We start from the raw sequence: 25,475 nt of genomic DNA on the forward strand, positions 1-25,475 counted from the left end.
AGTTTTTAAATACATTTTTTAAAACGCAATTTGTACACCAATTGACCATGTTTTAGAATAAGGGAAAGTTCTTCCCCAAGCTGCTTCAGTTTCATTGATTTCAGGGTCTACTGGCAATTTGCTGCTTTTCCAAGTAGCTAAATTTAGAGCAGAAATATACGGTCTAATTTTATCAATTCCGACTTTTTGTGTAATGGTTTTAGGGAAAGTATACCCAACAGTAACAGACTTTAAACGTAAATAAGACATGTCTAATAAATAACGTGTTTGTGCAACAAAGTTATTTGATCCAGGAGCATAAGTTCCAAAAGCATTACCTGCATGTCCTGGGTATGGATTAGGGAAATACGCATCTGTGTTTTCTGGTGTCCAGTAGTCATTCTGGTTCTCATACATAGCATCTGTTCTGTTGTAGAATGGTAATACTAAGTCTGAAGTTGCCCAGTATTCGCGTTTTCCAACTCCTTGAAAGAAAGCATCAATATCAAATCCGTATAAGGCACTTCCCAGACGTACTCCATATTGGTAACGAGGCGTAGTGTTTCCAATAACTTTTAAATCTCCAGGATTAGTAGCTGTTCCGTCTCCTCTTGAGATTACTCCATCTCCGTTTAAGTCTTTATACATTACATCTCCAGCACCATATTTGAACGCACCTGTTCTTAAATTTTTATAATCAACACCATTTATAATTAATCCAGTTGCATCAATTTGATCTGTTGATTGAATTAATCGGTCTGTTTCTAATCCCCAGATTTCACCTATTTTTTGACCTGCATAAAAAGAAGAAGTGCTTATTAATTTAGCAGAATTATTCCATTGAGTTACTTCTGTAGTATTGTCAGAAAGCGTAAGATCTGCATAAATGTTTACGTTTTTGTTTATCTGTTTATTGAAGTTAAGCGCTAACTCCCAACCAGTTGTTCTTAAATTTCCTGAGTTTGTATTAGCAGCCGCCTGACCAAATGAACCTGGAAGTGTTTTACCCGGAGCTAACATTCCTTTAGTATCACGTTGATAGTAATCAAAAGTCAAACCTAGCATATTAAATATTCTAATATCGATACCAATGTCTTGAGTGGTAACTTTTTCCCAAGTTAAATCTGGATCAACGTTTGATGGTTGATTAACAGAAGGAGGAACAGTTGCTCCACTGCCTATCCAGAAAGGGTTAGAGTTAGTCATGGTTGGTAAAAAGGCATTGTTAGCAATATTTTGATTTCCAATTGAACCTATAGATCCGCGGATTTTCAAATCATTTAACCAACCTCTTGTACCTTCCATAAAACTTTCTTCAGAAATTCGATATCCAACAGAAGCAGAAGGGAAGAATCCCCATTGCTCATCAGTAGGGAATTTTGATGAACCGTCATAACGTCCGTTTACTTCCAATAGATACTTTCCTTTGTAATCGTAATTCACACGTGCAAAAAATCCTGCAATGGCGTATCTTGATAAGCCTGGGTTTAAAATATCATTAGAAACAAGAGGGGAAGTAAACTGGTCGCCAATAGCTAAATTAAATTCTGGTTTGCTTTTGTCTAAAAGTGTATTTCTACGAGCATAAGTTCTTTCAAAATCATACCATTCTGTATTCAAACCTCCCAATACTTTAAAGTTGTGATTCTCTCCTAATGTTTTCGTATAATTTCCAAAAATGTTCGCTACATTTCTTATATAAGATGATTTGGCTTGTGCCACAAAATCATTTCCAACTTCCATAGAAGTAGGTTTTCCAGCAACTAAGTCAGCTGCACTAGTCCACCAGTCCCAAAGCGGTACTTGACCACCATTCATTTTTAGACTTGAAAAATTGCTATTAAAACTATATTCCCCAACTATGTTAAAGTCTTTTGTAATTTGAGCAGTAAGTCTTCCGCTTATCCTCATATCATTTGACTTGTTTTCATTCTGAGATGCATTTGCCATGTAACCTGGAGCATGTCTGAAGTAAGTGCCATTGTAAGTACCATATGGGAAATAAGACCCCCAACGCATGTAGTATCCAAAATAGCCATTACCAGCAGTATCCACACCATTATTATAATAGTTAAAAGGAGAATCGTATTCTTGGAAAGTTCCTAATACTTTAAAATCTCCAGTAAGCCAGCTTGCTAACTGTGTAGTCAAACCAAGGTTAAGATTGAATCTTTTGTTAGTTTCGTTATTGATTTTCATTACACCTTCTTGATTCGCTAAACCTAACGAAACAATAAAAGAACTTTTTTCTCCCAAAGAACCTTGTGCTGATAAGTTATGAAGCGTTTGCAACGCATTCTTTTTTAACATTTCATCATGAGGATTCCAAATTCTGTAGAAATATTCTTTTCCGCCAATCACGTCGAAATCTTCTCCTAAGATCATATTTTTGTCATTAGGATTTCTTGTTGCAGCATATTTTTCTTTCCAGTTAATGATACCAGGCAATAACGTTTTGTAGTTCATACCGAAAGACTCTGGATTAGCATTACCAGCTCTAGCTTGAGCCTCAATCATTGCTGGAAGCTCTACAGTAGGGTCATTAAATTTAACTAAAGAGATTGGGTTACTCCAGCCCGTATTGCTGCTGTAAGAGAATCTTACTTTGCCTTTTGCATTTTTACCGCTTTTAGTAGTAATTAATATAACTCCAAACGCAGCACGAGCACCATAAATAGAAGCAGAAGCGGCGTCTTTAAGTACAGACATCGATTCTACATCTTCTGCATTTAATAATGATAAATCTCCTGGAACACCATCTACCAAAATAAGCGGGGATCCTGAAACTTCGCCATTAACAATAGTTCCGGCTCCACGAATATTAACTTTTGATCCTTTGCTTATGTTTCCTGAATTGTAAGTAATGTTAAGTCCAGGAGTAGTTCCTTGAAGACCTTTTGTAATATCTGTAATAGGAATACTTCCTAAAGCTTTCTTTACATCTACTTTAGCAACTGCGCCAGTAAGATTTGCTTTTTTCTGAGAAGCGAATCCCACGACAACTACTTCATCCAATTTTGCAGCAGTCGCCGCAAGTGAAATACTAAGTTTTTGTTGCCCTTCAACTTTCACGACTTGCGTTTCAAAGCCCATGTAGCTAAAGCTAAGGCTTCGTCCTGACGCGACGCTTATGCTGAAATTTCCATCAAAATCAGTTGTAGTTCCGTTGGAAGTCCCTTGAATCATAACACTGACTCCAGGTATCGGAAATCCATCTGCTTTGTTTTTTACTGTTCCAGTAACTGTTTTTGCTTGTCCAAATGCTGTTTGAATGCACAAAACCAACACTGTAATAAAGAGTAATTTTTTCATGATTAATCTGGTTTTTTATGGTTGTTGTTGAGCAAATATATCTATTTATTGCATACAAATGCATTTTTATGTGTTTTTTTTCTAAAAATAATTTAAAAAACGCAAAATAACGCATTTTTAAATGAAAAATAAGAATTGAATTTGTTTTTAAAATCCTACTAATGCATGATTTTGCAGTTTTTGTGGCTTTTTCTAATATCGAATAAAATATTTGATATATTTGTGATGAATTTTAACTTTTATAAAAACATGCTGAAAGCCGAAAGACATAAATATATAATGACTAAACTTATTGAAGACCAAAAAGTTGTTACAACAGATTTAGCTTTGGCTCTCGATTTGTCAGAAGATACGATTAGAAGAGATTTGAACGAATTGGACAGCAAAAAGCTGTTAGAGAAAGTATACGGAGGCGCTGTTCAAGTAAAAGAAAAGTCCGATAATGTATTTGATATTGCTATTGTTGCAGAAGAACAAAAAAAGAAGATTGTAACAAAAGCATTATCTCTTCTTCATGACGATCAGGTTATTATAATGAGCGGAGGAAGTACCAATCTGGTTTTTGCAAAGTTAATTCCGGCCGATTTAAAAGCTACAATATATACTTATAGTTTACCGATCGCTATGCAGCTGTCTCAACACCCTAATATAGATTTGATTTTTATTGGCGGAAAAATGCAAAAAAACGCAATGGTGACAATAGGAATGGATGTGATTCAGGTAGTATCTAAAATTAAAGCCGACATTTGTTTCATTGGCGCCAGCAGCATTAATATCAAACAGGGACTTACAGAAGTAGGTTATGAAATATCTATTGTTAAAAAAGCTATGATAGAAGCTTCTGATAGGGTCGTGTCGATGTTTGCTTCAAATAAGTTAAATACCAAAATGCCTCACGGCGTATGTGATCTTACGCAGTTGGATACTATTGTGACAGAATTAGATCCAGAAGATGAAAGGCTGGATGAATATAGAAAATCGGGAGTCTTTATCTTATAATTTTAAACTTATGCAATATGTTTTTTGCGTTTTGTTGCGGTATTTTAATTTTATTGTGTTAAAAAACGCAAAATAATGTATTTGTATGCTTTTTGTATCTATATTTGTTAAAACTAATTTTATTAGTCAGATATATTTATAAAAATCACTCTTCGTTTACTTGCCATTTTTTCTAATGCATTTAATGAAGTTCAAGTTTCCAAATAGGAACTTTAATAAATATTGAATTCTAATAAAATTTAGAATGTATTGTTTTTGCGAATAGCTTTTAGCCAAATGCAGAAATAAAACATGTATTAAAGAACCAAAAAGCAACAGAACCAATTAAATGTCCGATTCTCTCCAATTACAAGAATTAGAAGCTTCCTTAGAAGGAAACCTTTTTTATGATGATCTTCATAAAAAAATATACGCCACAGACGCCTCTGCTTACAGAATTATGCCGCTTGCAGTGGCCATTCCGAAATCAGAAAATGATATTATTAACATTATTCGTTTTGCCTCAAAAAATAAGATTTCGATAACGCCAAGAACGGCAGGAACATCTTTAGCAGGCCAAACTGTTGGAAACGGAATCATTGTAGATGTCTCAAAACACTTTACTAAAATTGTTTCTTTTGATTCTGAAAAGAAGACCATAACTGTTCAGCCGGGAGTAATTCGCGATGAACTGAATTTATATCTAAAACCACACGGACTGTTTTTTGCTCCAACAACATCAACAACCAATAGATGTATGATTGGGGGAATGGTCGGAAACAATTCATCTGGAACGACTTCAATCCGATACGGTGTTACAAGAGATAAAATAGTAGAAATAAAAGCCGTTTTAAGTGATGGCTCTACAGCAGTATTTAGGGATTTAACTTCTGAAGAATTTATTGAGAAAACTAAAGGAGATTCTTTAGAAAGTAAAATTTATAGAACGATTTACGAAGAACTTTCGAACAAGGAAAATCAGGAAGAAATCTTAAAAGAATTTCCAAAACCAGAAATTCACAGACGAAATACAGGTTATGCAATTGATGTTTTACTGAAATCGAAACTTTTTTCAGGAACAGAAGATACCATCAATTTAGGAAAACTGCTTTGCGGAAGTGAGGGAACGTTGGCTTTTACAACAGAAATTACCTTAAAAGTGGATGATTTACCGCCAACCAACAATATTATGGTTGTGGCGCATTTTCATACCATTCAAGAAAGTTTAGAAGCTGTAGTGACTGCAATGAAACATCATTTGTACACTTGCGAAATGATGGATGATACGATTTTGGACTGCACCAAAACCAATAGGGAACAGGCTAAAAACCGATTTTTTATTGTGGGTGAGCCAAAAGCAGTTATTATGCTCGAAGTTGGATCTCACATTAGTATGGAAGATGCCGAATTGCAAGCAGATGCTTTGATTAATGATCTTCAAATTAATGGCTTCGGATACGCTTTGCCAAAAATCTATGGAGCAGATATTGATAAAGTAAACGAGGTGAGAAAGGCAGGTCTTGGGCTTTTAGGAAGCATTGTTGGAGACGACAAAGCAGCCGATTCTATTGAAGATACAGCGGTTGAATTGAGTGATCTTCCAAATTATATTGCCGATTTTGCCGCCATGATGGAAAGACACGGACAAAGTGCCATTTACTACGCGCATGCCGGAGCGGGAGAGCTGCATTTGCGTCCGAAGATAAATTTGAAGACAAAAGATGGATTGCACCAATTTAGAAATTTATCTACTGAAGTTGCGCATCTGGTTAAAAAATATAGAGGTTCATTGAGCGGTGAACATGGTGACGGAATTTTGCGAGGGGAGTTCCTGCCGTTTATGATTGGCGATAAAAACTACGAACTGCTGAAACGAATCAAAAAAGCATTTGATCCCGATACTATTTTGAATGTTGGGAAAATCGTAAATGCGTCTAAAATGGATGAAAACCTTCGTTTCGAGGCGGGAAGGGTAGAACCTGAGATAAAAACCATTCAAGATTTCTCTGATAGTTTAGGCGTTTTGCGTGCTGCAGAAAAATGCAATGGTTCGGGCGATTGCAGAAAAATGCCTTCTGCCGGAGGAACTTTATGTCCAAGTTATCGCGCGACAAGAAACGAAAAAGATACAACTCGTGCACGTGCCAACGCTTTAAGAGAATATCTAACGAATTCAGAAAAAGAAAACAAATTCGATCACGAAGAATTATATAAGGTTTTTGAGTTGTGTGTGAGCTGTAAAGCCTGCGCGAGCGAATGCCCAAGCAATGTTGATGTAGCAACTTTAAAAGCAGAATTTTTATATCAATATCAAAAAGCAAACGGATTTTCTTTCCGAAATAAAATATTTGCGTTCAATTCTAAATTGAATGAATTGGGAAGTATTGCCCCATCTATGACCAATTGGGCTTCCAATCTTTCGTTCGTTAAAAAACGTATGGGAATTGCACCTGAAAGACAAGTGCCATTATTGGCTTCAAAGACACTTAGAAAGTGGTATCAAAAGAACAAAAAGCTTTATGAAAATAATTCTTTTGAAAACGGCAGCGTTTATCTTTTCTGTGATGAATTTACCAATTATTATGATGTCTCAGTCGGAATTGATGCTTTCGAATTGCTGACTAAATTAGGTTATAACGTAATTGTAGTTGATCACGAAGAAAGCGGCAGAGCTTTTATTTCTAAAGGTTTTTTGGAAGAAGCGCAAGAAATAGCCAATAAAAATGTCAATACATTCAAAAATATAATTTCTGAAAATACGCCTTTAATCGGAATCGAACCTTCGGCAATATTGACTTTCAGAGACGAATACATCCGATTGGCTTCGGATAAGGAAAGCGCTGAGAAATTAGCCCAAAACACTTTAACGGTTGAAGAATTTTTCAAAAAAGAAATTGCCAAGGGAAAAATTCATGCGGGACAATTTTCTGAAAGAGAGAAAAATATAAAGATTCATGGGCATTGCCATCAAAAATCATTAAGCTCTGTTGAAGCTTCTTTTGCGATGCTGAATGTTCCAAAGAATAATACCGTAACCATTTACAATTCGGGCTGTTGCGGAATGGCGGGTTCATTTGGTTACGAAAAAGAGCATTATGAAATCAGTATGAAGATGGGAGAAGATACCTTGTTTCCAAAAATTAGGGCAACAGAACCATCAACCGAAATTGCAGCTGCGGGAACCAGCTGTCGTCATCAGATTTTTGATGGGACGAGTAGAAAAGCGATGCATCCCGTAACCATTTTGAAAGGTTGTTTGAAATAAGTTTTCGTATTTTACCAGTACTTTTCAAAAATATTATTTTATAAAAACATCAATTATGAAAAAAATAATTTACTCAATCGTATTACTGCTTTTAATTTTTACAGCCAGAGCAGCAAAGGTTGATACATTGCAGGTTTTTAGTGCTTCGATGCAGAAGAATATTAAAACTTGCGTAGTAGTTCCGGACCATTATAAAAAGAGTAAGAAAGCATTTCCAGTAGTTTATTTGCTTCATGGTTATAGCGGAAATTATGCTTCATGGGCAAAAGATTTTAAGGAATTAGGAAAACAAGTGGATCAATATGGTTTTATAGTGGTTGGAGTAGACGGGAATTATTCAAGCTGGTATTTTGATAGTCCGATTGATCCGAGTTTTAAATATGAAACTTATGTTGTAAAAGAATTGGTTCCATTTATTGATAAACAGTACAGAACAATTGCAGATCGTAAAGCTAGAGCGATTTCGGGTTTGAGCATGGGCGGTCACGGCGCTTTATACTTGTCATTTAAGCATCAGGATGTATTTGGAGCGGCAGGAAGTATGAGTGGTGGAGTAGATTTTCGTCCGTTTCCTGAAAATTGGGACATTAAAAAAAGGTTGGGAACCATTACGGAACATCCTGAAAACTGGGATAAAAATACGGTTACCAATATGCTCGATTTGGTGAAAGACAACAAACTAAAACTAATTATTGACTGTGGAGTTGATGATTTTTTCATGACCGTTAATAGAGAGCTTCATGCAAAAATGCTGGCTCAAAAAATAAATCATGATTATATAGAACGTCCAGGAGAACATAATCTGAAATACTGGGAGAATTCTTTAAAATATCAGCTTTTGTTTTTTCATGATTTCTTTTATGAAAATCTAAAAACAAAGTAATCCTAAAGTGTATTTCGGGTTCCACACATACCGGAATACATAAATTTTGGTTGGTTATCCTAACAGGTTTTTTTAACCTGTTAGGTATTTTTTTGCCAAAGAATTGTAACTAAGATACCATAAACGCCATTAGATTCTAAATAAATTATAGTTTAATTAAATAAAATTACCAATGAAAAATCTATTTTCCAGAATACTCTTAATTTTTGTAATCACAACGAGTTTTGCTCAAAATATAGAAAAATCAGAACAAATCAAATTTGTGCAGCTCACAGATTTACACGTTTCGGTAGGAAATGAAAATGATTTTTTATTGCAGGATATTGTAAAAGAGATCAATAATTCCGATTTTGAATTTGCGGTTGTAACTGGCGATTTGACCAATAGAGGTGCCGATGACGAGTTAAAACAAGTTCATTCAATTCTATCTAAATTGAAAATTCCGTATTACGTCATTTCAGGAAATCATGAAACCAACTGGAGCGAAAGCGCCGGCTTGACTTATAAAAAAATATTTGGCGAGGACCGTTTTGTGTTTTCAAAAGGTGATTATCTTTTCATCGGTTTTCCTTGTGGACCTTACATGAAAATGGGGGATGGTTTTGTAAAACACGAAGATGTGCTTTGGCTTGATAAGACTCTAAAAGACCATCTTAAAAATAATAATAAAAAAGTGCTGAATTTTGCTCATTATCCGTTAGATAACAGCGTGAGCAATTACAAAGAAGTCCTTTCGGTTTTAGAAAAATATCCAACCGTTGCTACCTTTTGCGGTCATGGACACACCTTACGAAAATATGATTTCTCTGGTTTGAGCGGTATAATGGGAACATCAATAACTTCTCTGGATGGAAAAACAAAAAGTTATAATCAAGTAATTATCAGCAAAGACAGTATCAGTATCTATCAAAAAGAAATAGACAAACTTGGAGTTTTTAAATTTTCGGTTCCGTCAAAACCTTCCAAAATTGTAATTCCTAAAGATAGTTTGGCAATGCAATCTTCTTATATAAAAGATATTGCCTCAATTTACAGCCTTCCGGCATTTGACAAAAAGAGTATTTATTTTACGAATTCTATAGGCGAAATAAAATCTATAAACCTTAAAAACAAATCTTTAAATTGGAAAACTGAGACAGGAAATTCAATTTATTTTTCGCCAATCATCGTAAAAAATAATTTAGTTATCGGTACAATAGAAGGAAACCTAGTAGGATTTGACACACAATCTGGCAAACAAAAATGGACAATCCCTGTTGGCGGCGTTTTGGTAGGCTCGCCAATTTCAGAAAACAATAAAATTTATACGGCGAGTTCTACAGCATTTATTTGTGCAGATGCTGTGACTGGAAAAGTAATATGGCAGAATAATTTGCCAGCGTCATATTCGCAAGGAAAACCGTTAATTCAAGGCGATAAAATAATTTTTGGAGTTTGGGATTCGTATGTGTATTGTCTGGATAAAAACACAGGAAAATTGATCTGGAAATGGAACAATGGTAATGATAAACAAATTTTATATTCGGCTGGAAATGTAAATATGGTTTCGACAAAAAACCGACTTTATTTTGTTACTCCACAACGTTTTTTGACCATTTTGGATATTGAAACAGGAAAAACACTTTTAAGAACTCAGAAATGGAAAATTAGAGAATCGATGGGAAAAAGCCAAGACGGGAAATGGTTTTATGGTAAAACAATGGACGGCTTACTTTTAAGATTGCCTCTTAACGATGATCTTGAACTTACAGAAGAAAATCTGGTGAACCAAAGCAAAGTGCTAGATTTAAAACTTGGATACGAACACAATCCAGCAGCAATATTAGAAAACAAAAACAAAATATACGTAGGAAGCAGAAAAGGAGAAGTTTTGATTGTAGATGCTTCTAAATTTGAGATTATAAAGCAAATTAACCTAGGAAGTTCAAGCGTAAATGGTTTTACAATTGATGATAAAGGACAAGTCTGGGCATCACTTATAGAAGGCGGAATTTATTTATTGGAATAATATTGAGACATTTATCCTAACAGGTTTTCAAAACCTGTTAGGTATTATATAAGAATGGAGCTCAAATTCTAATTCTAATTTTGTATAAATATCAATTAGAAACCTAACATGTTTTTAAACCTGTTAGGATGATCAACCAAAAAATACAACCTTATGAAAAGTCTAAAATTACTAATCCTAATATTGCTGATTCATTCCCAAATTTTCAGTCAGCAGTCTCCCAAAAGAGAAATGCGCGCTGCTTGGATTTCTACTGTAGAAAATATCGACTGGCCTTCTAAACCTGGTTTGTCAGACAAAGAAATGAAGAACGAAATGATTACCATTTTGGATAATTTACGTTCTTATAATTTGAATACTGTCATTTTTCAAATTCGTCCAACTGCCGATGCGTATTACAAATCGACAAAAGAACCAGCATCGCATTGGATAACAGGAACTCAAGGTGTTGCTCCAGGTTTTGATCCGCTACAGATGATGATTGATGAAGCAGGAAAACGCGGCATGAATGTGCATGTTTGGCTGAATCCGTATCGTGTTCAGAAAGATGCAGTAAGAGATGTGCTTTCAAAAAATCACTTGTACTTTAAAAGACCAGACCTTTTTCTGACGTACGGAAAAACCAGATATTTTAATCCGGGATTGCAGGAAACAAGAAATTTTGTTGCTTCTGTAGTGGGCGAAATTGTTCGTAAATATGATATTCAGGCCGTTCACATGGATGATTATTTTTATCCGTATAAAATTGAAGGTCAAGAGTTTCCTGATGAAAAAGCTTTCGCTAAAGAACCACGTCAGTTTAAAGATAAAGAGGATTGGAGAAGAGACAATGTTGATTTGATTATCAAACAAATAAGAGATACTATAATAGCCAATAAACCAGAAGTTGAATTCGGAATTTCGCCTTTTGGAGTATGGCGAAATATTGCCAAAGATTCTCAAGGTTCTAATACCAGAGCAGGTGCTACCAATTATGATGATTTGTATGCTAATATTTTAAAATGGCAAAAAGAAAACTGGATTGATTATGTAACGCCTCAAATCTATTGGCACATTGGTTTTGACAGAGCAAACTTTGAGGTTCTCGCAAAATGGTGGGCTGAACATAAATATGGTGCAAATGTTTACGTGGGGCATGGCGATTATAAAATTTCAAATACTGCGAAAGAACCAGAATGGAGAAGCTCGGATCAAATTGTGAAGCAGATTGAAATGATTCGTAAAATGCCTTTAATTGATGGTTCGATGCATTTTACAGCATCTACTTTTCTGAAAAAAGGAGATACGCTTAGAAAACCTCTCGTTGAAAAAGAATACAAGTATATCGCTTTAACTCCAGAAGCAAACAGAATTACAAGATTAAAACCAGAACCGCCAACAAATGCTGTAATTGCCAAAAAAGGCAATAATGCAATTTTAACTTGGAAAGCTGCATTTAATGACAAGAAATATGTGATTTATAGATTTCCAAAAGGGAAAATTACAGATTTCTCGAATCCTGAGAATATTTATTATGTGACAACAGCTCTAAAACTAGAAGTACCAAATGCCAATTTGGAAAACTATGTTTACGCGCTCACTGCGTTAAGTCAGACCCAGACAGAAAGTAGTCCCATTGAATTTTCAACAAAATAAAATATATAAAAAGAAATGAGAAAAAACATTCTTCTATTAGCCATATTTCTAAGTTCGTTTAGTATTATACAAGCCCAAAAACTGGATATAATTCCAAAACCTGTATCCGTTCAACAAAGCACAGGAAAATTTGTTTTGCCTTCTTCTTTAAAAATTGTCGTAGATAAGAAAGTAAAAAATAGCGCCGATTATATTGCAGCAGGTGTTTCAAAAAGTACTGGAATTAATCCGATTGTTTCCATTGGAAAAAAACACGGAAAAAATAACATTTCATTTCTAGTAGATAAGAAATTGGATCTTCCAAATGAAGGGTATCAATTGGAAATAAACCAAAGTGGCATTTTCATAAAAGGAAAAACGGATAAAGGAGTTTTAAACGGATTCCAGACTTTCCTGCAAATTTGCTCTGCAAAAGAAGTTAAAAAAGGAACTCTTCCGTTTGTAAAAATAGAAGATTATCCACGTTTTGACTGGCGAGGCATGATGCTCGATTGTTCAAGACAATTTTTTGACAAACAAACCGTAAAAAATTATATCGATTGGCTCGCGGCACATAAAATGAATGTTTTTCATTGGCATTTAACAGATGATAATGGCTGGAGAATCGAAATCAAATCGATGCCAGATTTGACTTTAAAAGGTGCTTGGAGAGGTCCTGGCGAAGTCTTATTGCCATCTTACGGTTCTGGAGACAAACGTTATGGAGGTTTTTATACGCAAGAAGACATTAAAGAAGTCGTAGCTTATGCGGCAAATCGCGGTATTTCGGTAATGCCAGAAATCGAAATTCCAGGACATTCGAGAGCAGTTACAGCGTCATATCCAGAAATTGGATGTGAAATAAGTCAGGAACTTAAAAGTGTTCAAGGAGAAGTAAAAAATGTTTGGTGTGTTGGTCGCGAGGAAAACTATGACCTTTTAGATTCAATCATTAGAGAAGCATCTGGATTGTTTCCCTTTGAATATATTCATGTTGCAGGAGATGAAGTCAATCGTGCCAATTGGGAACAATGCCCAAAATGCAAAGCTTTGATGGCAAAAGAAGGTTTTACTGATAGTTTTCAGCTTCAGAATTATTTCTTTAGAAGGGTTCAAAAAATCGTTGATAAATACCATAAAAAAACAGATGGCTGGAATGAAATCCTAAAAGGAGGAGAAATTGATCCAAACACACTGATTTCTGCTTGGCAAGGCATTAGTTACGGAATTGAATCGGCAAAAAAAGGATATAAGACCATCATGATACCAGGACAATTTTTGTATTTTGACATGGCACAATCTGAAACAGAACGTGGTCATCGTTGGGCGGCAATTACGGATACAAAAAGAGCGTATTCGTTTGAACCAATTCCAGATACCGATTTAACTCCTGAAGAACAAAAAAATATAGTTGGAGTTCAAGGTGCTTTATGGAGTGAATATTTGGATCGCCCTGCAAGAATCATGGAATACCAGAGTTATCCAAGAATAAGCGCTTTGGCTGAAATTGGCTGGTCTAAAAAAGAAGATAAAAACTGGGATGATTTTTATGGAAGATTAACCAATAGCCATTTGAAAAGATTGACTGATATGGGAATTGCTTTTAGAGATTTTCCTCCAACAGCGATTTATAAAAATGGAACAATCACAGTAACGCCGCCTTATGAAGGTGCGGTTGTTCGCTTTGACAAAGACGGAAACGAGCCTACGAGACAGTCGCCTTTGTATACCGAACCAATTCAGACAGAAAATTATGAGCAATATAGGTTTAGAGTTTTCTTTAATGAGACTTCGGCAAGTCCAGCTGTAAAAGCTGAAAAATTGCCTGTTGCCAATTGGAATACATCGAAAGTAGAAGTTTTAACGATTTCAGAAAATATCTCAGAGCATGTTGATAAAAAAGGAATCTGGTATCTGAATTTTAATCCAACAGATGATGGAGCAAACGGAACAATCAAAAGTGTTTCGCTTTTTGAAAATGATAAATTGATTCAGACTTATGCAGACGAAAAAGCGTTAAAAGCAAAACCTCGTTTGAGATTTGTAATTGGAAATTATAACGAAAAAAATACGTATCGATTAGATTTTACTGTTGAAAATAAAGAAGAGAAAAAGTCAGCGGCAAACGTAAAATTCAATTGTTCGCCATATCAAGAACCAGAAGTTAAAGTGACTTCTTCGATGGCAGAAAATCCGAAGTTTCCAATTTCGAATCTACAAGATTACAATGAAGAATCGTACTTGCGTACCGATGTTGCGTGCAAAGATGGCGATTGGATTTTGTATACCTTTACAACTCCTGTAACATCTTCTAAAATAGATGTTTTAACTGGAATTCCACATCATCCGAGATTTATAATAAATGACGGTTACGTTGAGTTTTCATACAACGGAACGGATTTCATAAAAGGCGATAATTTTGATTACGGTAATGCGTCAATTTATCCAAAACAGTCTGTAAAAGCAGTTAGAATACAAATTAAGGGAACCAATAACGAGCCTCTGATGGCAGCGCAGGACTTAAAAATTAATCCGTAGTACTATGAAAAATATTGGTGTTAAAATTATAATGATTTCCTTGATTTTTGTGGGAACAAAAAGTCATTCCCAGAAAAATGCAAAGCAGTCGTTCGATTTAAAGCGAAATGAAGTTTATATCGACTCAATGATGACAAATGCGCTCGAAAAAGGCTTTTTTCCAGGAGCGCAAATTATTGTTGGAACTAAAGATGAAGTTCTGATTTCAAAAAATTATGGATATCATGATTGTACGAAAAAGCACTTGGTGAAATCTGACGATGTTTTCGATTTGGCTTCGATGTCTAAAGTTCTTGGAGCGACGCTTGTTTCGATGCGTTTGGTTGGAGACCATAAACTAAAACTTACAGATCAAATTGGCCAAATTGTTCCAATGTATAAAAATACAGCCATTGCAGATTTAACACTTTTTGAACTTTTAACGCATACTTCTGGATTAACGCCAAGTATCACTTTTTATCAGGCATTGCTTTCTACGCCAGATAATTCGCCTTTGTTGAGCAATCAAAAATCGGAGCAATATGTTGAGCAGTTTGATAATATGTATGTGAACAAAAACATTGTTTACGACTCAAAGTATTTGGTTTTTGAACCGAAACAAAATTGGGTTCAGATTTATAAAAATATGTGGCTGAATCCAGAATTTTATCCATCAGTTTACGAAAGGATTGCGAAAGCAAATACAAATCCGAGAGGGAAATATTTGTACAGCGATTTAAACTTGCTTTTGGTGAAACAAATGATTGAAACCAAAACAGGAAAGAAACTCGATCAGTTTACCAATGAAATTTATACGGAATTAGGCATTTCAAAAATTGGCTATAATCCGTTAAAATGGACTTCGATAGATAATGTAATGCCAACTGAAGTAGATCATTTTTTTAGAAAAGATACGATTAAAGGTTATGTGCACGATGAAGCAGCGGCGATTTTTGGAGGCGTTTCTGGGAATGCAGGTTTGTTTGCCAATGCAGAATCGATTGCAGTAATCTGTAAAATGTTACTGAACAACGGAACTTATAATGGAAAACAGATTCTAAAAGCAAATGTTGTAAAAGAGTTTGCAGATTCTCCGCTTGCAAAAGAAGGAATTTATAGAGGTTTAGGTTTTGACAAAAGAAAACCGGATGAGTTTTTTACCAAAGACGATTTTGGACATACAGGTTTTACAGGAACTTTTTTCTTCATGAACAGAAATAGAAATCGATTTTTAATCATTCTGACGAATCGTGTAAATCCAACGAGGACAAACAGATTAATGTATAAAGACGATTTTAGTGCTAAAATCTGGAGGCAAATTAATAGATGATTTTTTTAGCCACGAATTCATGAATTTTCAATATTAGATTAGTGTAATTCAGTATGTTTTTTTAATACACAGATATAAAAAAATAATTCGTGAATTCGTGGCTAAAAATACAACGACATGAAAAACTAATCATAATCAGATTGAGGTAGGAATTTCGGAAGAAGAAATAAGGAACAGTTGGGAAAAAGATGGAGAGTTAAACATTTGATTTATAAGTAATATCTTTCAGGTTTATTTGAATTTTAGGAAAATAGAATAGAAATTCATCCGGACTAGTTATAATTATAAAACTGGTATACTTTATTGGTACGGTAAGAAACTACTTTTGCCCAAAAAATAATAAACCAAAATGAAAAAAATCTATTTTGCTGTCTTTACAGTAATTTGTACCAATTTTTACGCACAGACAAAGCAAGATTCCATCAACCAAATGGATGAAGTTATTATTAATGAAGGCCGTTTTAATACGCCTATTTCTAAGCAAAACAGAAATGTTTACGTTATTTCGAGCGAAACCATAAAAAAACTGCCAGGAAGAACATTGCAAGAAGTATTGCAATATGCCAACGGAGTCGATATTAGACAAAGAGGACCTTTTGGAACTCAAGCAGACATCAGTGTTGACGGCGGAAGTTTTGAGCAGACTGTTGTTCTGTTAAACGGAGCAAAAGTAATCGACTCGCAAACGGCTCATAATATGCTGAATCTACCTCTTCCGGTTGAAGCAATTGAAAGAATTGAAGTAGTTCGCGGACCAGCAGCAAGGATTTATGGGATCAACAGTTTAACTGGAGCGATTAATATCATTACCAAAAAGCCAACTGATTCTGGATTTTTAGTAAGCACTTATGCAGGTTCTAACTTCGAAAAAGATACTCAGGACACTGGCGATACATTTTACGGAACAGGCGTTCAAGCAGGAGCTGTTTTAGGCAAAGAAAAACAACAGCATTTGCTTTTTGCTTCGCACGATAAAAGTAATGGTTACCGTTATAATACAGCATTCGAAAACAATAAAATTTTCTACCAAGGAAATGTGCAGATAAATGATAAGAACGAAATTTTAGGTTCTGCAGGCTACATCAAAAACGGATTTGGAGCAAACGGATTTTACGCTGCGCCAGGAGATAAAAATTCTACTGAGATTGTTCAGACTACGTTTGCCAACATTCAGTCCAATCATCAAATTACAGATAGCTGGAAAATCATGCCGAGAGTTACGTACCGATACAATTATGATGATTACCGTTACTTAGGAAATTCAAATCTGGCTGTGGGAAGAAGTCAGCATTATACTAATTCTATTGCGGGAGAATTGAATTCTACGGTTAAATTATCAAAAGGAGAAATTGGTTTTGGAGCTGAATTCAGAAATGAAAATATTCATTCTTCAAACATTGGAGACCACGATCGCGAAAATGTTGGGCTTTATGCAGAATACAGAAGAAGCTTTACTGAAAAACTGGATGTCAATATCGGAACGTATTTAAACTACAATTCAGATTATAAATGGCAAATCTATCCAGGAATCGATGCTAGTTATGCTATTACCGACGCATTTAAAATCATTGGAAATGTAGGAACAAGCCAAAGAATTCCGTCGTTTACCGATTTGTATCTGAAGCAGACCGGAAATATCGGGAATCCAGATTTAGATTCAGAAAATGCTTTTCAGAGCGAAATTGGATTTAAATACAATAAAAGAGCTTTGAGTTTGAACGCTAATTATTTCTACAGAAAAATAGACAATTATATCGACTGGATGCGTAATGCTACAAATGTGCCTTGGCAGAGCCAGAACAAAGGAGATTTGAACACAAACGGAATTAATTTACGCGGAAATTACAGATTTGATTTCTCTAAAGATTCTAGATTAAGCATTTTGTTAGCCTATACTTATTTAGATTCTGAATTTAAGACGACACGTACAGAAACGTATTCAAAATATGCAATTTCTTCATTAAAACATCAAATTACCAATACAATAGATTATCAGTTTAAAAACCTGTCTGTAATGTTTGCAACTCGTTTCAACGAAAGAATTACAGGACCATCTTACTGGGTAAATGATTTTAGAGTAAGTCAGGCGATTAATAAATTCACTATTTTCCTAGATGGCCAGAATATTTTTAATGCCACTTATTATGAAGTAGGAGCGGTGCCATTGCCATCACGCTGGTTTACTTTGGGAGTAAAACTGGTAACTTTTTAAAAAGACTTTTTTTTTCAGATTTTAGATTGTTAAAAAACGGCCTGTAAATATTGATTTACAGGCCGTTTGATTTTACTATTAGTCAGTTATAGAAACATTTAAGCTATCTGCTTTTTTAAGTACTGCCGCTTCTTTTTTAGCGCTAGGAGAATCTTCGTCATTGCAAAGTGCGTCGCAGCTGTAATTAAAACTTATCAAAATGACGATTGCGATAATTTTAAAATATAAGTTGTTCATGTTGTTGGGGTTTAAGGATTAAATTTTTGCGCAAAATATAATGGCATCCCGTTCTCTACTTATATAATTTTAGGCAAATCTTTCATTATTCCCACTTTTTTATTTAGCAGATAATGTTTTAAAAATCAATTGTTTGAAGGGTTTAGTGTGGGAATTATGTAAAAACACACTAATAATTATATAAATGAAAGATTTTTAAAATATGAACTTTGAAAATAAGAATATTCTGAATGTCTAACCCAAAAGATTATAATCATGAATATAAAAGGAAGTATAATTGTAATAGAAGAAAACAAAGAAAATCGTCTTTTGTTTCAGGAAATTATTTCAGATTTGGAACTCAGGAATACTCTACTTTGTTTCAACACCTTTGCTGAGGCTATGTTGTATATGGCTGCTCAAAAAAATATACCTTTTTTGTTATTTTCCAATGTATTGCAATTCAATGAAGATGACAGACAATCCAGTTATAAAAAAACAATATTAAGGAAGATGAAATGTCCTTGCCTTTTTTATTCTATTTTGTTTACCAGTTCTTTTGTCATAGATACTTATGCAATACCTGCAAAGAGTTATTTTATTACGCCTTACAGCGATGAAAAATTTAAAGAAACTATACAGACCATAATAGAATACTGGTCACTGAAACATTCTGCCGAACAATACAAATCAAAATGGCGAAACAAAATAAAAACACTATAAAATAGAATCTTATAAATTTTCTCTAAAATGATATAACAAGTACTTCGCTTAATTTATTGAATTTTACTGTTTATGAAACGAGGTAATAATCATACTTTCAATTTCTGATCGTATAAAAACAGTAGAAAATGGATGCAAGAAATGAAAACAACGATTTATTCCAAGATGGCATTGATCGTACTCAAGAAGCAAATTGGGATCCTATTTTGGGGTATCACATGTATTTTCCGAATGACGAGAATAAGGATGAGGAATTAAATGAAGCCAATAGCCCAATTCAAAAACCAAATACAGGAGATTGGGGAGATGATGCTGATTACGAAGAGCTCAGACATAAAGATAATTCCATCATGAACATTCGAACTTTTCGAAATGAAGAAACAAAAACAGATTAAAGAATAAAAAGAGTGGTTTTCCACTCTTTTTTTATACAGGAAGATAAATACAAATAATAGTTCCTTTTTCTGGTTTGCTTGAAACTTGAATGAAACCGTTATGATTGGAAACGATCTTATGCACGATCGTCAAACCCAATCCGCTGCCATAATGGTCTTCGTTACTATGAAGTTTATAGAAAGGATCAAAAATTAAATTTTCAAAATCTTTCGTAAACCCCATTCCATTATCTTTAATCATGATTTTAGTATAATTTCGGCTTGAATTGGCATTTACATGTTTAATTTCCTCTGGAGATGGCTGTACTGCACTTATTTTAATCTGGGGATTTACACCTTTCTTAGTATATTTAATAGAATTGATTATTAAATGAGAAAAAAGCTGTTTCATCTGGGAAGGAATACTATAAAGAACAGGAAGCAAATCGGAAATAATTTCTGCTTTGTGCTCTTGGATCATGACTTTTAGTTCGATCATAACTTTTTTTATTACAACATTAAGATCAGTCTTCTTAAAAGATTTTTCGCTAAAATTTACTTTAGAATAATCAATTAAATCTTCAATAAGCTGATTCAGATTTACAGCTGTATTCAATAGACGATGCAAATTGTGTTTTCCTGATTCCGACAATAACTTTTCGGAGTCTAAAACCTTTTTTCCAAACATATAGATTTTTCGTCCAGGTTCAAGCAAATTATGGCTCGCTGCGTTGGTAAATGATTCTAGATGTTCACTGTAGCTTTTTAATTCAAGGTTTTTATTTTTAATAGATTCATTGCTAAACTCTAACTCTGTAATATCTTCAAGTGCAATTAAAATCATTCCTTCGGGAACAGAATGAATAATGGGAGTGGCATTTAAAATCATTGTTTTTTTTATTCCGTTTTCAAGAATAAAACTGATTTTAAAATTTTCTACCGTTTCTCCCTGATTTACTTTCTTCAAAACAGATTCTTTGAATTCTGGAATATTCCAATGGCAAGAGCCAATTTCAAAAATTGAATTTCCTTCTGTTTCTTCCTGAATGGTTTTAAAATAATTGTAAAATGAAGTATTGGCGCTTTTTATAGCAGCGTTTCGATCAATTATAAGTATTGGCTCTCGGATTGTTTTTACAATAGATTCGTAAAAGTTTCGCATAAGAGCAAGTTCATCCCTACGGTTCTGTAATTCTTCATTTAAAAAAGAAAGCTCCTTGTTATTTGACTTCAATTCTTCAGCAGAAGCCGTTAGTTTTTCGTTTATAAGCTGTAGTTCTTCAGTATTAGTCAATAATTCTACGTTGGTATTCTGCAGTTCTTCAAAATAAATCTGCTGTTCTTCGGTAACTCTTTTAAAATCGCCTCGAAGCTGATGCAATTCTTTTTCAAATTCGTTCGAAGGACTTTCGGCATTGGTAATGAGTTCTGAATGCGAAAGTGTTTTTTTGCAAAAGACAATCAATAGCAAATCAAGATTTGAAGGAAGAAAAATAACTTCGAAAGAAGTTAAAAAAGATTGCTTTTTTACAGCAATGTAGCCGCCTGAGAAGTTTTTTTTCTCGTTTCTTGCTTTTAAAATGGCATTTCTAAGTTCCAGACTAATCTCTTCTCGAACCATATTTAAGATATTAAAACTTGGTTTTCCAGATGCTGGCTGCAAAAACGGACTTGTGTCTCCGTGAAAATAGACAATTTCAAGCTGTTCGTTTATCATTACGGCCGCAGGAGAAAAATTTTCAAGAAGAATGTCAGAAGCAATTTTTTTATAATCTATTTCAGTTTCTGAGGCAACATTTTTTGTTCGATCGCTGTTTGAGCCTAAACGGATAGTTTTGGGATGTTTCGTATCATTTTTTCGAATATAGATTTTCTCTTGCTTGTCCACTATGGCAAATAAATCGGGCATATTATGGGCTGTTTCTGCTTTTCCTAAAAATAAATATCCGTTATCTCGTAGAGAATAATGAAAAGTAGTCAACACTTGATTTTGTAATTCTGTATCAAAGTAGATTAAAACATTGCGGCAGGAGATAAGATCTATTTTAGAAAATGAGGCATCTTTTGTTAAATCATGAACGGCAAATACACACATGTCCTGAATAATTTTATTGACATGAAATGTATTGTTTCTTTTTGTAAAATATTTTTCGAGTCTTTCAGTGCTAATATTTTTGACATCTTGCAAAGTGTATACTCCCGAGCGCGCTTTGACAATGCAATGATCAGATAAATCGGAGGCAAAAATTTGAATTTTTATATTATGCTTATTGTTCTGCTCTAAATATTCGTGCAGACAAATTGCCAGTGAATATGCTTCTTCTCCCGTCGAGCAGCCCGCAGACCAAATACGTAAAATCTCATTGTTTACATTTTCTATTAAAGAGGGAAAAATGGCTGTGCACAAATGATCGAAAAATGAAGCATCTCTAAAAAAGTAAGTCACAGGAATAAGAATATCATTAAACAAAGCGTCTTGTTCTGCTGTACTGTTTTTTAGAATATTCAAGTATTTTTGAGTGCTTTCCTGATGTGTAACCACCATTCTTTTTGCAATACGTCTTCGAATTGTCTGATGCTTATAATGTTGAAAATTGGTTCCAGTTCTTAGTAGTAATAAAGCAGTAATTTCTTTAAGTAGATTTTCTTCCTCTTCGTTGTTATTATTTTGATTGTCTTGGTAGGCGTGATTGACTACATAACTGTTTTGTATTTCTTTTAATTTGTCTGAAACTCGATCTTGCGGACTAAAATAATCTATAAAATTTCCAGTGTCATCGTTTTTCGGAACTCCCTTTTTGTGCAGAATTGCAATAGAAGTACCGCCCATTTCTTTGACTTTTTTAAGTCCGGCAAAACCATCTACAGCGCTTCCAGAAATAACAAGACCAATGGTATAACTTTTATAAATGCTAGCAAGAGAATCAAAAAAGAAATCGAGGCAGTTGGCAGAATTACTGCTTCTTGTTCGTGATTTAAGCACAAGCGAACCATTTTCGATTTCGAGAAAATTATTAGCTGGAATAACATAAATGTGATTTGGGTGAAGATCTACTGAGCTGACAATTTCTATAACTGGCATTTCTGAATACGATTCGAGTTCCAATGCTAGATTTTCGGTTTGTGGAAAATACAAATCTTCCATAATGAGATAAGCCATTCTAGAATCTGCAGGAAATTCTGAAATTACTTTTTTTAGAATTTCAATTTCTGATGAAGCTGAACTAATGGCAACAATCGGAAAAAAAGATTCGGCTTTTTGAGTTCTATTTAAATGCACAATATTCATGGTCGTTTGGGGTTAAGTTACCTTCATATGACGAAAGCTTTATACTAAAAACGTAGACATGCAAAAACAGATGCAATTAGTAAATGCATGTATAGCAACAAAATAGAAAATAGAAAGTATGAGATTGCTTTCACCAAATAAACGATTAAAGACAGCTATTTTTAAATTTTCAGTTTGTTTAAAAATAAGAGTCCATTAAACAATAGACTTTATTAAGTGAAGATTAAAAAGATTTTGTGTATGGTAACGCTAATATAAAAATGAAATCTGAAATTTTGTTTACATAATTTTCAGATTAAATTCTATAATTTTCAGAACAATAAAGAAAACGCCCGCACAGAAATTTGTACAGGCATTTTCAAATTAAAAAAATGAAAAAAGTGAGTATTTTATTTTTAAATGATCTGGAGATGAGGTCTTATTTGCATGCTAACAACATCGCAACGTTTGGGCTGGCAGAGACAAAATAATACACTCATGGCAATATCTTCTGCTTCAAGCATCTTCATTTCTTTTATTTTCTCTTTTTGGACTTCTTTTGGATCAGGCTGCATATTACTTGTTACCGCACCTGGCTCTACATGCGATACTTTAATTCCAAGCGGATTAATTTCTTTGCGTAAAGCTGTGCTAAAACCTCTTATGGCAGTTTTGGTGGCTACATAAATAACGCCTGTTTTTTCTTTGACTTCGGCGCTCATAGAACCAATATTTACAATATGCCCAGATTTTTGTTCTTTCATTCTATTGACTGCTTCTTTCGCAAAAGCTATATATCCTAAGATATTGGTTTCTAAAATATACTTCCAATCCTCATACTCGCCTTCAATAATGCCGCGAGCTGGCAGAGCAGCGTTGTTAATTAAAATATCTATTCCGCCAAGGATTTTGTCAACCCTTTCCCAAATTCTGGCAATATCTTCTTTTTGGGTGATATCTGCTGTTTCTCCATAGATTTCCCCTTTAGACGATTTAGCTTTAATATCATCCATAGCGTGATAAAAGTCGGTTTCATCTCTTCCAAAAATAAAGACCTTTCCGCCAAGAGAAACTAGTAAATCGGCAATAGCTTTGCCAATTCCAGTTGTACCGCCCGTTATTACAATTCGTTTCTGAGATATATTTTCAGTAAAGTAGTTTGATAAGATTTCCATGCTGTATATATTTTTATATTATTTAATGTGAAGATTGCTTAAATTGCTTTCAGCAGGACCATTCAATACTGTTCCGTCGGCTGCGAATCTGGAACCGTGGCACGGGCAATCAAAAGATTTTTCGTCTGAATTCCATTGCACAATGCAGCCCAAATGCGGACAAACAGCAGAGAAGGCGTGAAGCGTCTTGTCGTAATCTCGATAAACTGCCACTTTTCGTAATCCGAAAGATAGAATACCGCCGTCCCCAGGTTCTAAATCGGCTGTGTTGTCAAGATCAGATCCTGTAATCCAATCTAGATATTGCGAAGCCATATTTCCAGCTTCCTTCATATAATCTCCAATTGCTTTAAAAGTAATTCGCGACGGACTGTATAAATCCTGCCATTTATTATCGATCCCTTGAATCATATCAGAAATAATCATGGCTCCAATAGTAGCGTGAGTCATTCCGTTTCCAGAGTCACCAGTAATGATAAAGACATTTTGATCACCTGGATTTCTGCCCAGAAAGCCTAAAGAATCAAAAGGTTCCATAACCTGTCCAGACCATTTATAGCTGATTTCATTTAATAATGGAAAATATTTTCTAGCCCAAATCTCCAATAGCTCGTAACGCGAAAATGCAGATATTCCTTCTTCATCAGCTTGTCCTGTTTTATGATCTTCACCTCCCACAATCAGCAGATCATGTTCATCATCAAAATTTTGCAATCGCACATAATGATAAGGCTGTGCGACCCATTTGGATTCTGGATCTCCAGTATCCCACCATAAAGCATGTGGCAAATTGCCTTTCGGAATTTTTCCTCCAATAACGTAGGTTCGGTAAGCGTGCTGTTTGGTATGCATGGTCAGCACATCGTTAATAGGTGTATTAGTTGCCACAACTATATATTTGGCACAAAAATTAAAACCATTTACGGTGGCGCCTTTTTCGGTTATATTTTCGGCGTGTGCTTCAGTATAGATAGTGCCGCCTAAATCGATTATAGCTTTTGAAAGTCCTTTTACATAATGTAAAATATGAAATTGCGCCTGATTTTTAAATGCGAGGCATCTTTGATTCTGAGATTCGGCCAGCGAAGGCGTATGGTTTAAAAGAACAGTTTCTAACCCTGCGTTTTGAGTAGCTTCAAATTCTTTATCCAAATTTTTTTCCTTGTCATTCGGATGAAGAAATAAATAACCGTTTACTCTTTCAAAATCGCAATCAATCTGTAATTCATTTACAATTTTTTCTATTTCATCTATTGCGGCCGTATGGCTTTCGGCGGCAAGTCGGGCGTTTTCCTTTCCAAATGTGTTTTGAAGATAATAATATCTATCGTCTAAGGCACAAGTTAAATGTGCTGTAGTTCTTCCTGTTTCTCCGCTGCCAATAAAACCGTCTTCTACCAAAACCACTTTTTTCCCTGCTTTTAAAAGCTTATAAGCAGTTGTAAGTCCCGCAATACCGCCTCCGATAATCAGCACTTCAGTAGTAATGTCCTGAGTTGGTTTTTCGAAAGCGATTATATCGGTAGAATCGATCCAGAAAGAAACATTATCACCTGAAGTAATACTGCCTTCATTTATATTTTGATTTGAATTTTCCATTTTTTTAAACTTTTTGTTGAGG

The 25,475-nt window shown here is 34.6% G+C and carries 15 protein-coding genes; 10 read left to right on the plus strand and 5 right to left on the minus strand.

Annotation, left to right across the window (positions count from 1 at the left end):
* Positions 1 to 18: 18 nt before the first annotated feature.
* Positions 19 to 3,291, minus strand: coding sequence for a SusC/RagA family TonB-linked outer membrane protein (locus BB050_RS13665; protein ID WP_066033916.1), 3,273 nt, complete (start codon positions 3,289 to 3,291; stop codon positions 19 to 21).
* 249 nt (positions 3,292 to 3,540) lie between these two features.
* On the opposite strand from BB050_RS13665, the gene BB050_RS13670 reads away from it, so the two are divergent.
* From BB050_RS13670 to BB050_RS13705, 8 genes are all read left to right on the plus strand, one after another.
* Positions 3,541 to 4,290, plus strand: coding sequence for a DeoR/GlpR family DNA-binding transcription regulator (locus tag BB050_RS13670; protein ID WP_008468392.1), 750 nt, complete (start codon positions 3,541 to 3,543; stop codon positions 4,288 to 4,290).
* A 328-nt stretch (positions 4,291 to 4,618) separates the two neighbouring features.
* On the plus strand, positions 4,619 to 7,534 hold the full coding sequence (locus tag BB050_RS13675; protein WP_066033917.1) for an FAD-binding and (Fe-S)-binding domain-containing protein: 2,916 nt from the start codon (positions 4,619 to 4,621) through the stop codon (positions 7,532 to 7,534).
* Between the two features lie 55 nt (positions 7,535 to 7,589).
* Positions 7,590 to 8,417 (plus strand): alpha/beta hydrolase, encoded by an 828-nt coding sequence (locus BB050_RS13680; RefSeq protein ID WP_066033918.1) that lies wholly within the window; start codon positions 7,590 to 7,592, stop codon positions 8,415 to 8,417.
* 172 nt (positions 8,418 to 8,589) lie between these two features.
* Positions 8,590 to 10,425, plus strand: a complete 1,836-nt coding sequence (locus BB050_RS13685) for an outer membrane protein assembly factor BamB family protein (protein WP_066033919.1) — start codon at positions 8,590 to 8,592, stop codon at positions 10,423 to 10,425.
* Between the two features lie 153 nt (positions 10,426 to 10,578).
* A complete protein-coding gene (locus BB050_RS13690) occupies positions 10,579 to 12,060 on the plus strand; it encodes a glycoside hydrolase family 10-like protein (RefSeq protein ID WP_066033920.1) in 1,482 nt (493 codons plus the stop codon).
* Between the two features lie 15 nt (positions 12,061 to 12,075).
* Positions 12,076 to 14,577 (plus strand): beta-N-acetylhexosaminidase, encoded by a 2,502-nt coding sequence (locus tag BB050_RS13695; RefSeq protein WP_066033921.1) that lies wholly within the window; start codon positions 12,076 to 12,078, stop codon positions 14,575 to 14,577.
* Positions 14,578 to 14,581: 4 nt separating this feature from the next.
* Positions 14,582 to 15,886, plus strand: a complete 1,305-nt coding sequence (locus BB050_RS13700; RefSeq protein ID WP_066033922.1) for a serine hydrolase domain-containing protein — start codon at positions 14,582 to 14,584, stop codon at positions 15,884 to 15,886.
* A gap of 349 nt (positions 15,887 to 16,235) precedes the next feature.
* Positions 16,236 to 18,098 (plus strand): TonB-dependent receptor plug domain-containing protein, encoded by a 1,863-nt coding sequence (locus tag BB050_RS13705; RefSeq protein ID WP_066033923.1) that lies wholly within the window; start codon positions 16,236 to 16,238, stop codon positions 18,096 to 18,098.
* 78 nt (positions 18,099 to 18,176) lie between these two features.
* Here BB050_RS13705 and BB050_RS21880 read toward each other — a convergent pair whose 3' ends face one another.
* A complete protein-coding gene (locus tag BB050_RS21880) occupies positions 18,177 to 18,335 on the minus strand; it encodes a hypothetical protein (protein WP_160782162.1) in 159 nt (52 codons plus the stop codon).
* Positions 18,336 to 18,590: 255 nt separating this feature from the next.
* Here BB050_RS21880 and BB050_RS13710 point away from each other — a divergent pair, with 255 nt between their 5' ends.
* Positions 18,591 to 19,037: a hypothetical protein gene (locus BB050_RS13710; protein WP_066033924.1), complete on the plus strand. Its 447-nt coding sequence runs from the start codon at positions 18,591 to 18,593 to the stop codon at positions 19,035 to 19,037.
* 128 nt (positions 19,038 to 19,165) lie between these two features.
* On the plus strand, positions 19,166 to 19,432 hold the full coding sequence (locus BB050_RS13715; RefSeq protein WP_066033925.1) for a hypothetical protein: 267 nt from the start codon (positions 19,166 to 19,168) through the stop codon (positions 19,430 to 19,432).
* A 31-nt stretch (positions 19,433 to 19,463) separates the two neighbouring features.
* Here BB050_RS13715 and BB050_RS13720 read toward each other — a convergent pair whose 3' ends face one another.
* The 3 genes from BB050_RS13720 to BB050_RS13730 all read right to left on the minus strand — a co-directional run bounded on the left by BB050_RS13720 (position 19,464) and on the right by BB050_RS13730 (position 25,453).
* Positions 19,464 to 22,700, minus strand: a complete 3,237-nt coding sequence (locus BB050_RS13720; protein WP_066033926.1) for a CheR family methyltransferase — start codon at positions 22,698 to 22,700, stop codon at positions 19,464 to 19,466.
* A gap of 395 nt (positions 22,701 to 23,095) precedes the next feature.
* Entirely contained in the window at positions 23,096 to 23,854 is a 759-nt protein-coding gene (locus BB050_RS13725) for an SDR family oxidoreductase (protein ID WP_066033927.1), read from the minus strand.
* Between the two features lie 18 nt (positions 23,855 to 23,872).
* On the minus strand, positions 23,873 to 25,453 hold the full coding sequence (locus tag BB050_RS13730; protein ID WP_066035168.1) for an FAD-dependent oxidoreductase: 1,581 nt from the start codon (positions 25,451 to 25,453) through the stop codon (positions 23,873 to 23,875).
* Between the last annotated feature and the right edge of the window lie 22 nt (positions 25,454 to 25,475).

The organism is Flavobacterium anhuiense (genome assembly GCF_001705175.1).
GTDB lineage: Bacteria > Bacteroidota > Bacteroidia > Flavobacteriales > Flavobacteriaceae > Flavobacterium > Flavobacterium anhuiense.

Excerpts from the sequence above, each read along its gene's own strand:
- BB050_RS13665 (WP_066033916.1), bottom strand. The coding sequence starts at position 3,291 with ATGAAAAAATTACTCTTTATTACAGTGTTGGTTTTGTGCATTCAAACA.
- BB050_RS13670 (WP_008468392.1), top strand. The coding sequence starts at position 3,541 with ATGCTGAAAGCCGAAAGACATAAATATATAATGACTAAACTTATTGAA.
- BB050_RS13675 (WP_066033917.1), top strand. The coding sequence starts at position 4,619 with ATGTCCGATTCTCTCCAATTACAAGAATTAGAAGCTTCCTTAGAAGGA.
- BB050_RS13680 (WP_066033918.1), top strand. The coding sequence starts at position 7,590 with ATGAAAAAAATAATTTACTCAATCGTATTACTGCTTTTAATTTTTACA.
- BB050_RS13685 (WP_066033919.1), top strand. The coding sequence starts at position 8,590 with ATGAAAAATCTATTTTCCAGAATACTCTTAATTTTTGTAATCACAACG.
- BB050_RS13690 (WP_066033920.1), top strand. The coding sequence starts at position 10,579 with ATGAAAAGTCTAAAATTACTAATCCTAATATTGCTGATTCATTCCCAA.
- BB050_RS13695 (WP_066033921.1), top strand. The coding sequence starts at position 12,076 with ATGAGAAAAAACATTCTTCTATTAGCCATATTTCTAAGTTCGTTTAGT.
- BB050_RS13700 (WP_066033922.1), top strand. The coding sequence starts at position 14,582 with ATGAAAAATATTGGTGTTAAAATTATAATGATTTCCTTGATTTTTGTG.
- BB050_RS13705 (WP_066033923.1), top strand. The coding sequence starts at position 16,236 with ATGAAAAAAATCTATTTTGCTGTCTTTACAGTAATTTGTACCAATTTT.
- BB050_RS21880 (WP_160782162.1), bottom strand. The coding sequence starts at position 18,335 with ATGAACAACTTATATTTTAAAATTATCGCAATCGTCATTTTGATAAGT.
- BB050_RS13710 (WP_066033924.1), top strand. The coding sequence starts at position 18,591 with ATGAATATAAAAGGAAGTATAATTGTAATAGAAGAAAACAAAGAAAAT.
- BB050_RS13715 (WP_066033925.1), top strand. The coding sequence starts at position 19,166 with ATGGATGCAAGAAATGAAAACAACGATTTATTCCAAGATGGCATTGAT.
- BB050_RS13720 (WP_066033926.1), bottom strand. The coding sequence starts at position 22,700 with ATGAATATTGTGCATTTAAATAGAACTCAAAAAGCCGAATCTTTTTTT.
- BB050_RS13725 (WP_066033927.1), bottom strand. The coding sequence starts at position 23,854 with ATGGAAATCTTATCAAACTACTTTACTGAAAATATATCTCAGAAACGA.
- BB050_RS13730 (WP_066035168.1), bottom strand. The coding sequence starts at position 25,453 with ATGGAAAATTCAAATCAAAATATAAATGAAGGCAGTATTACTTCAGGT.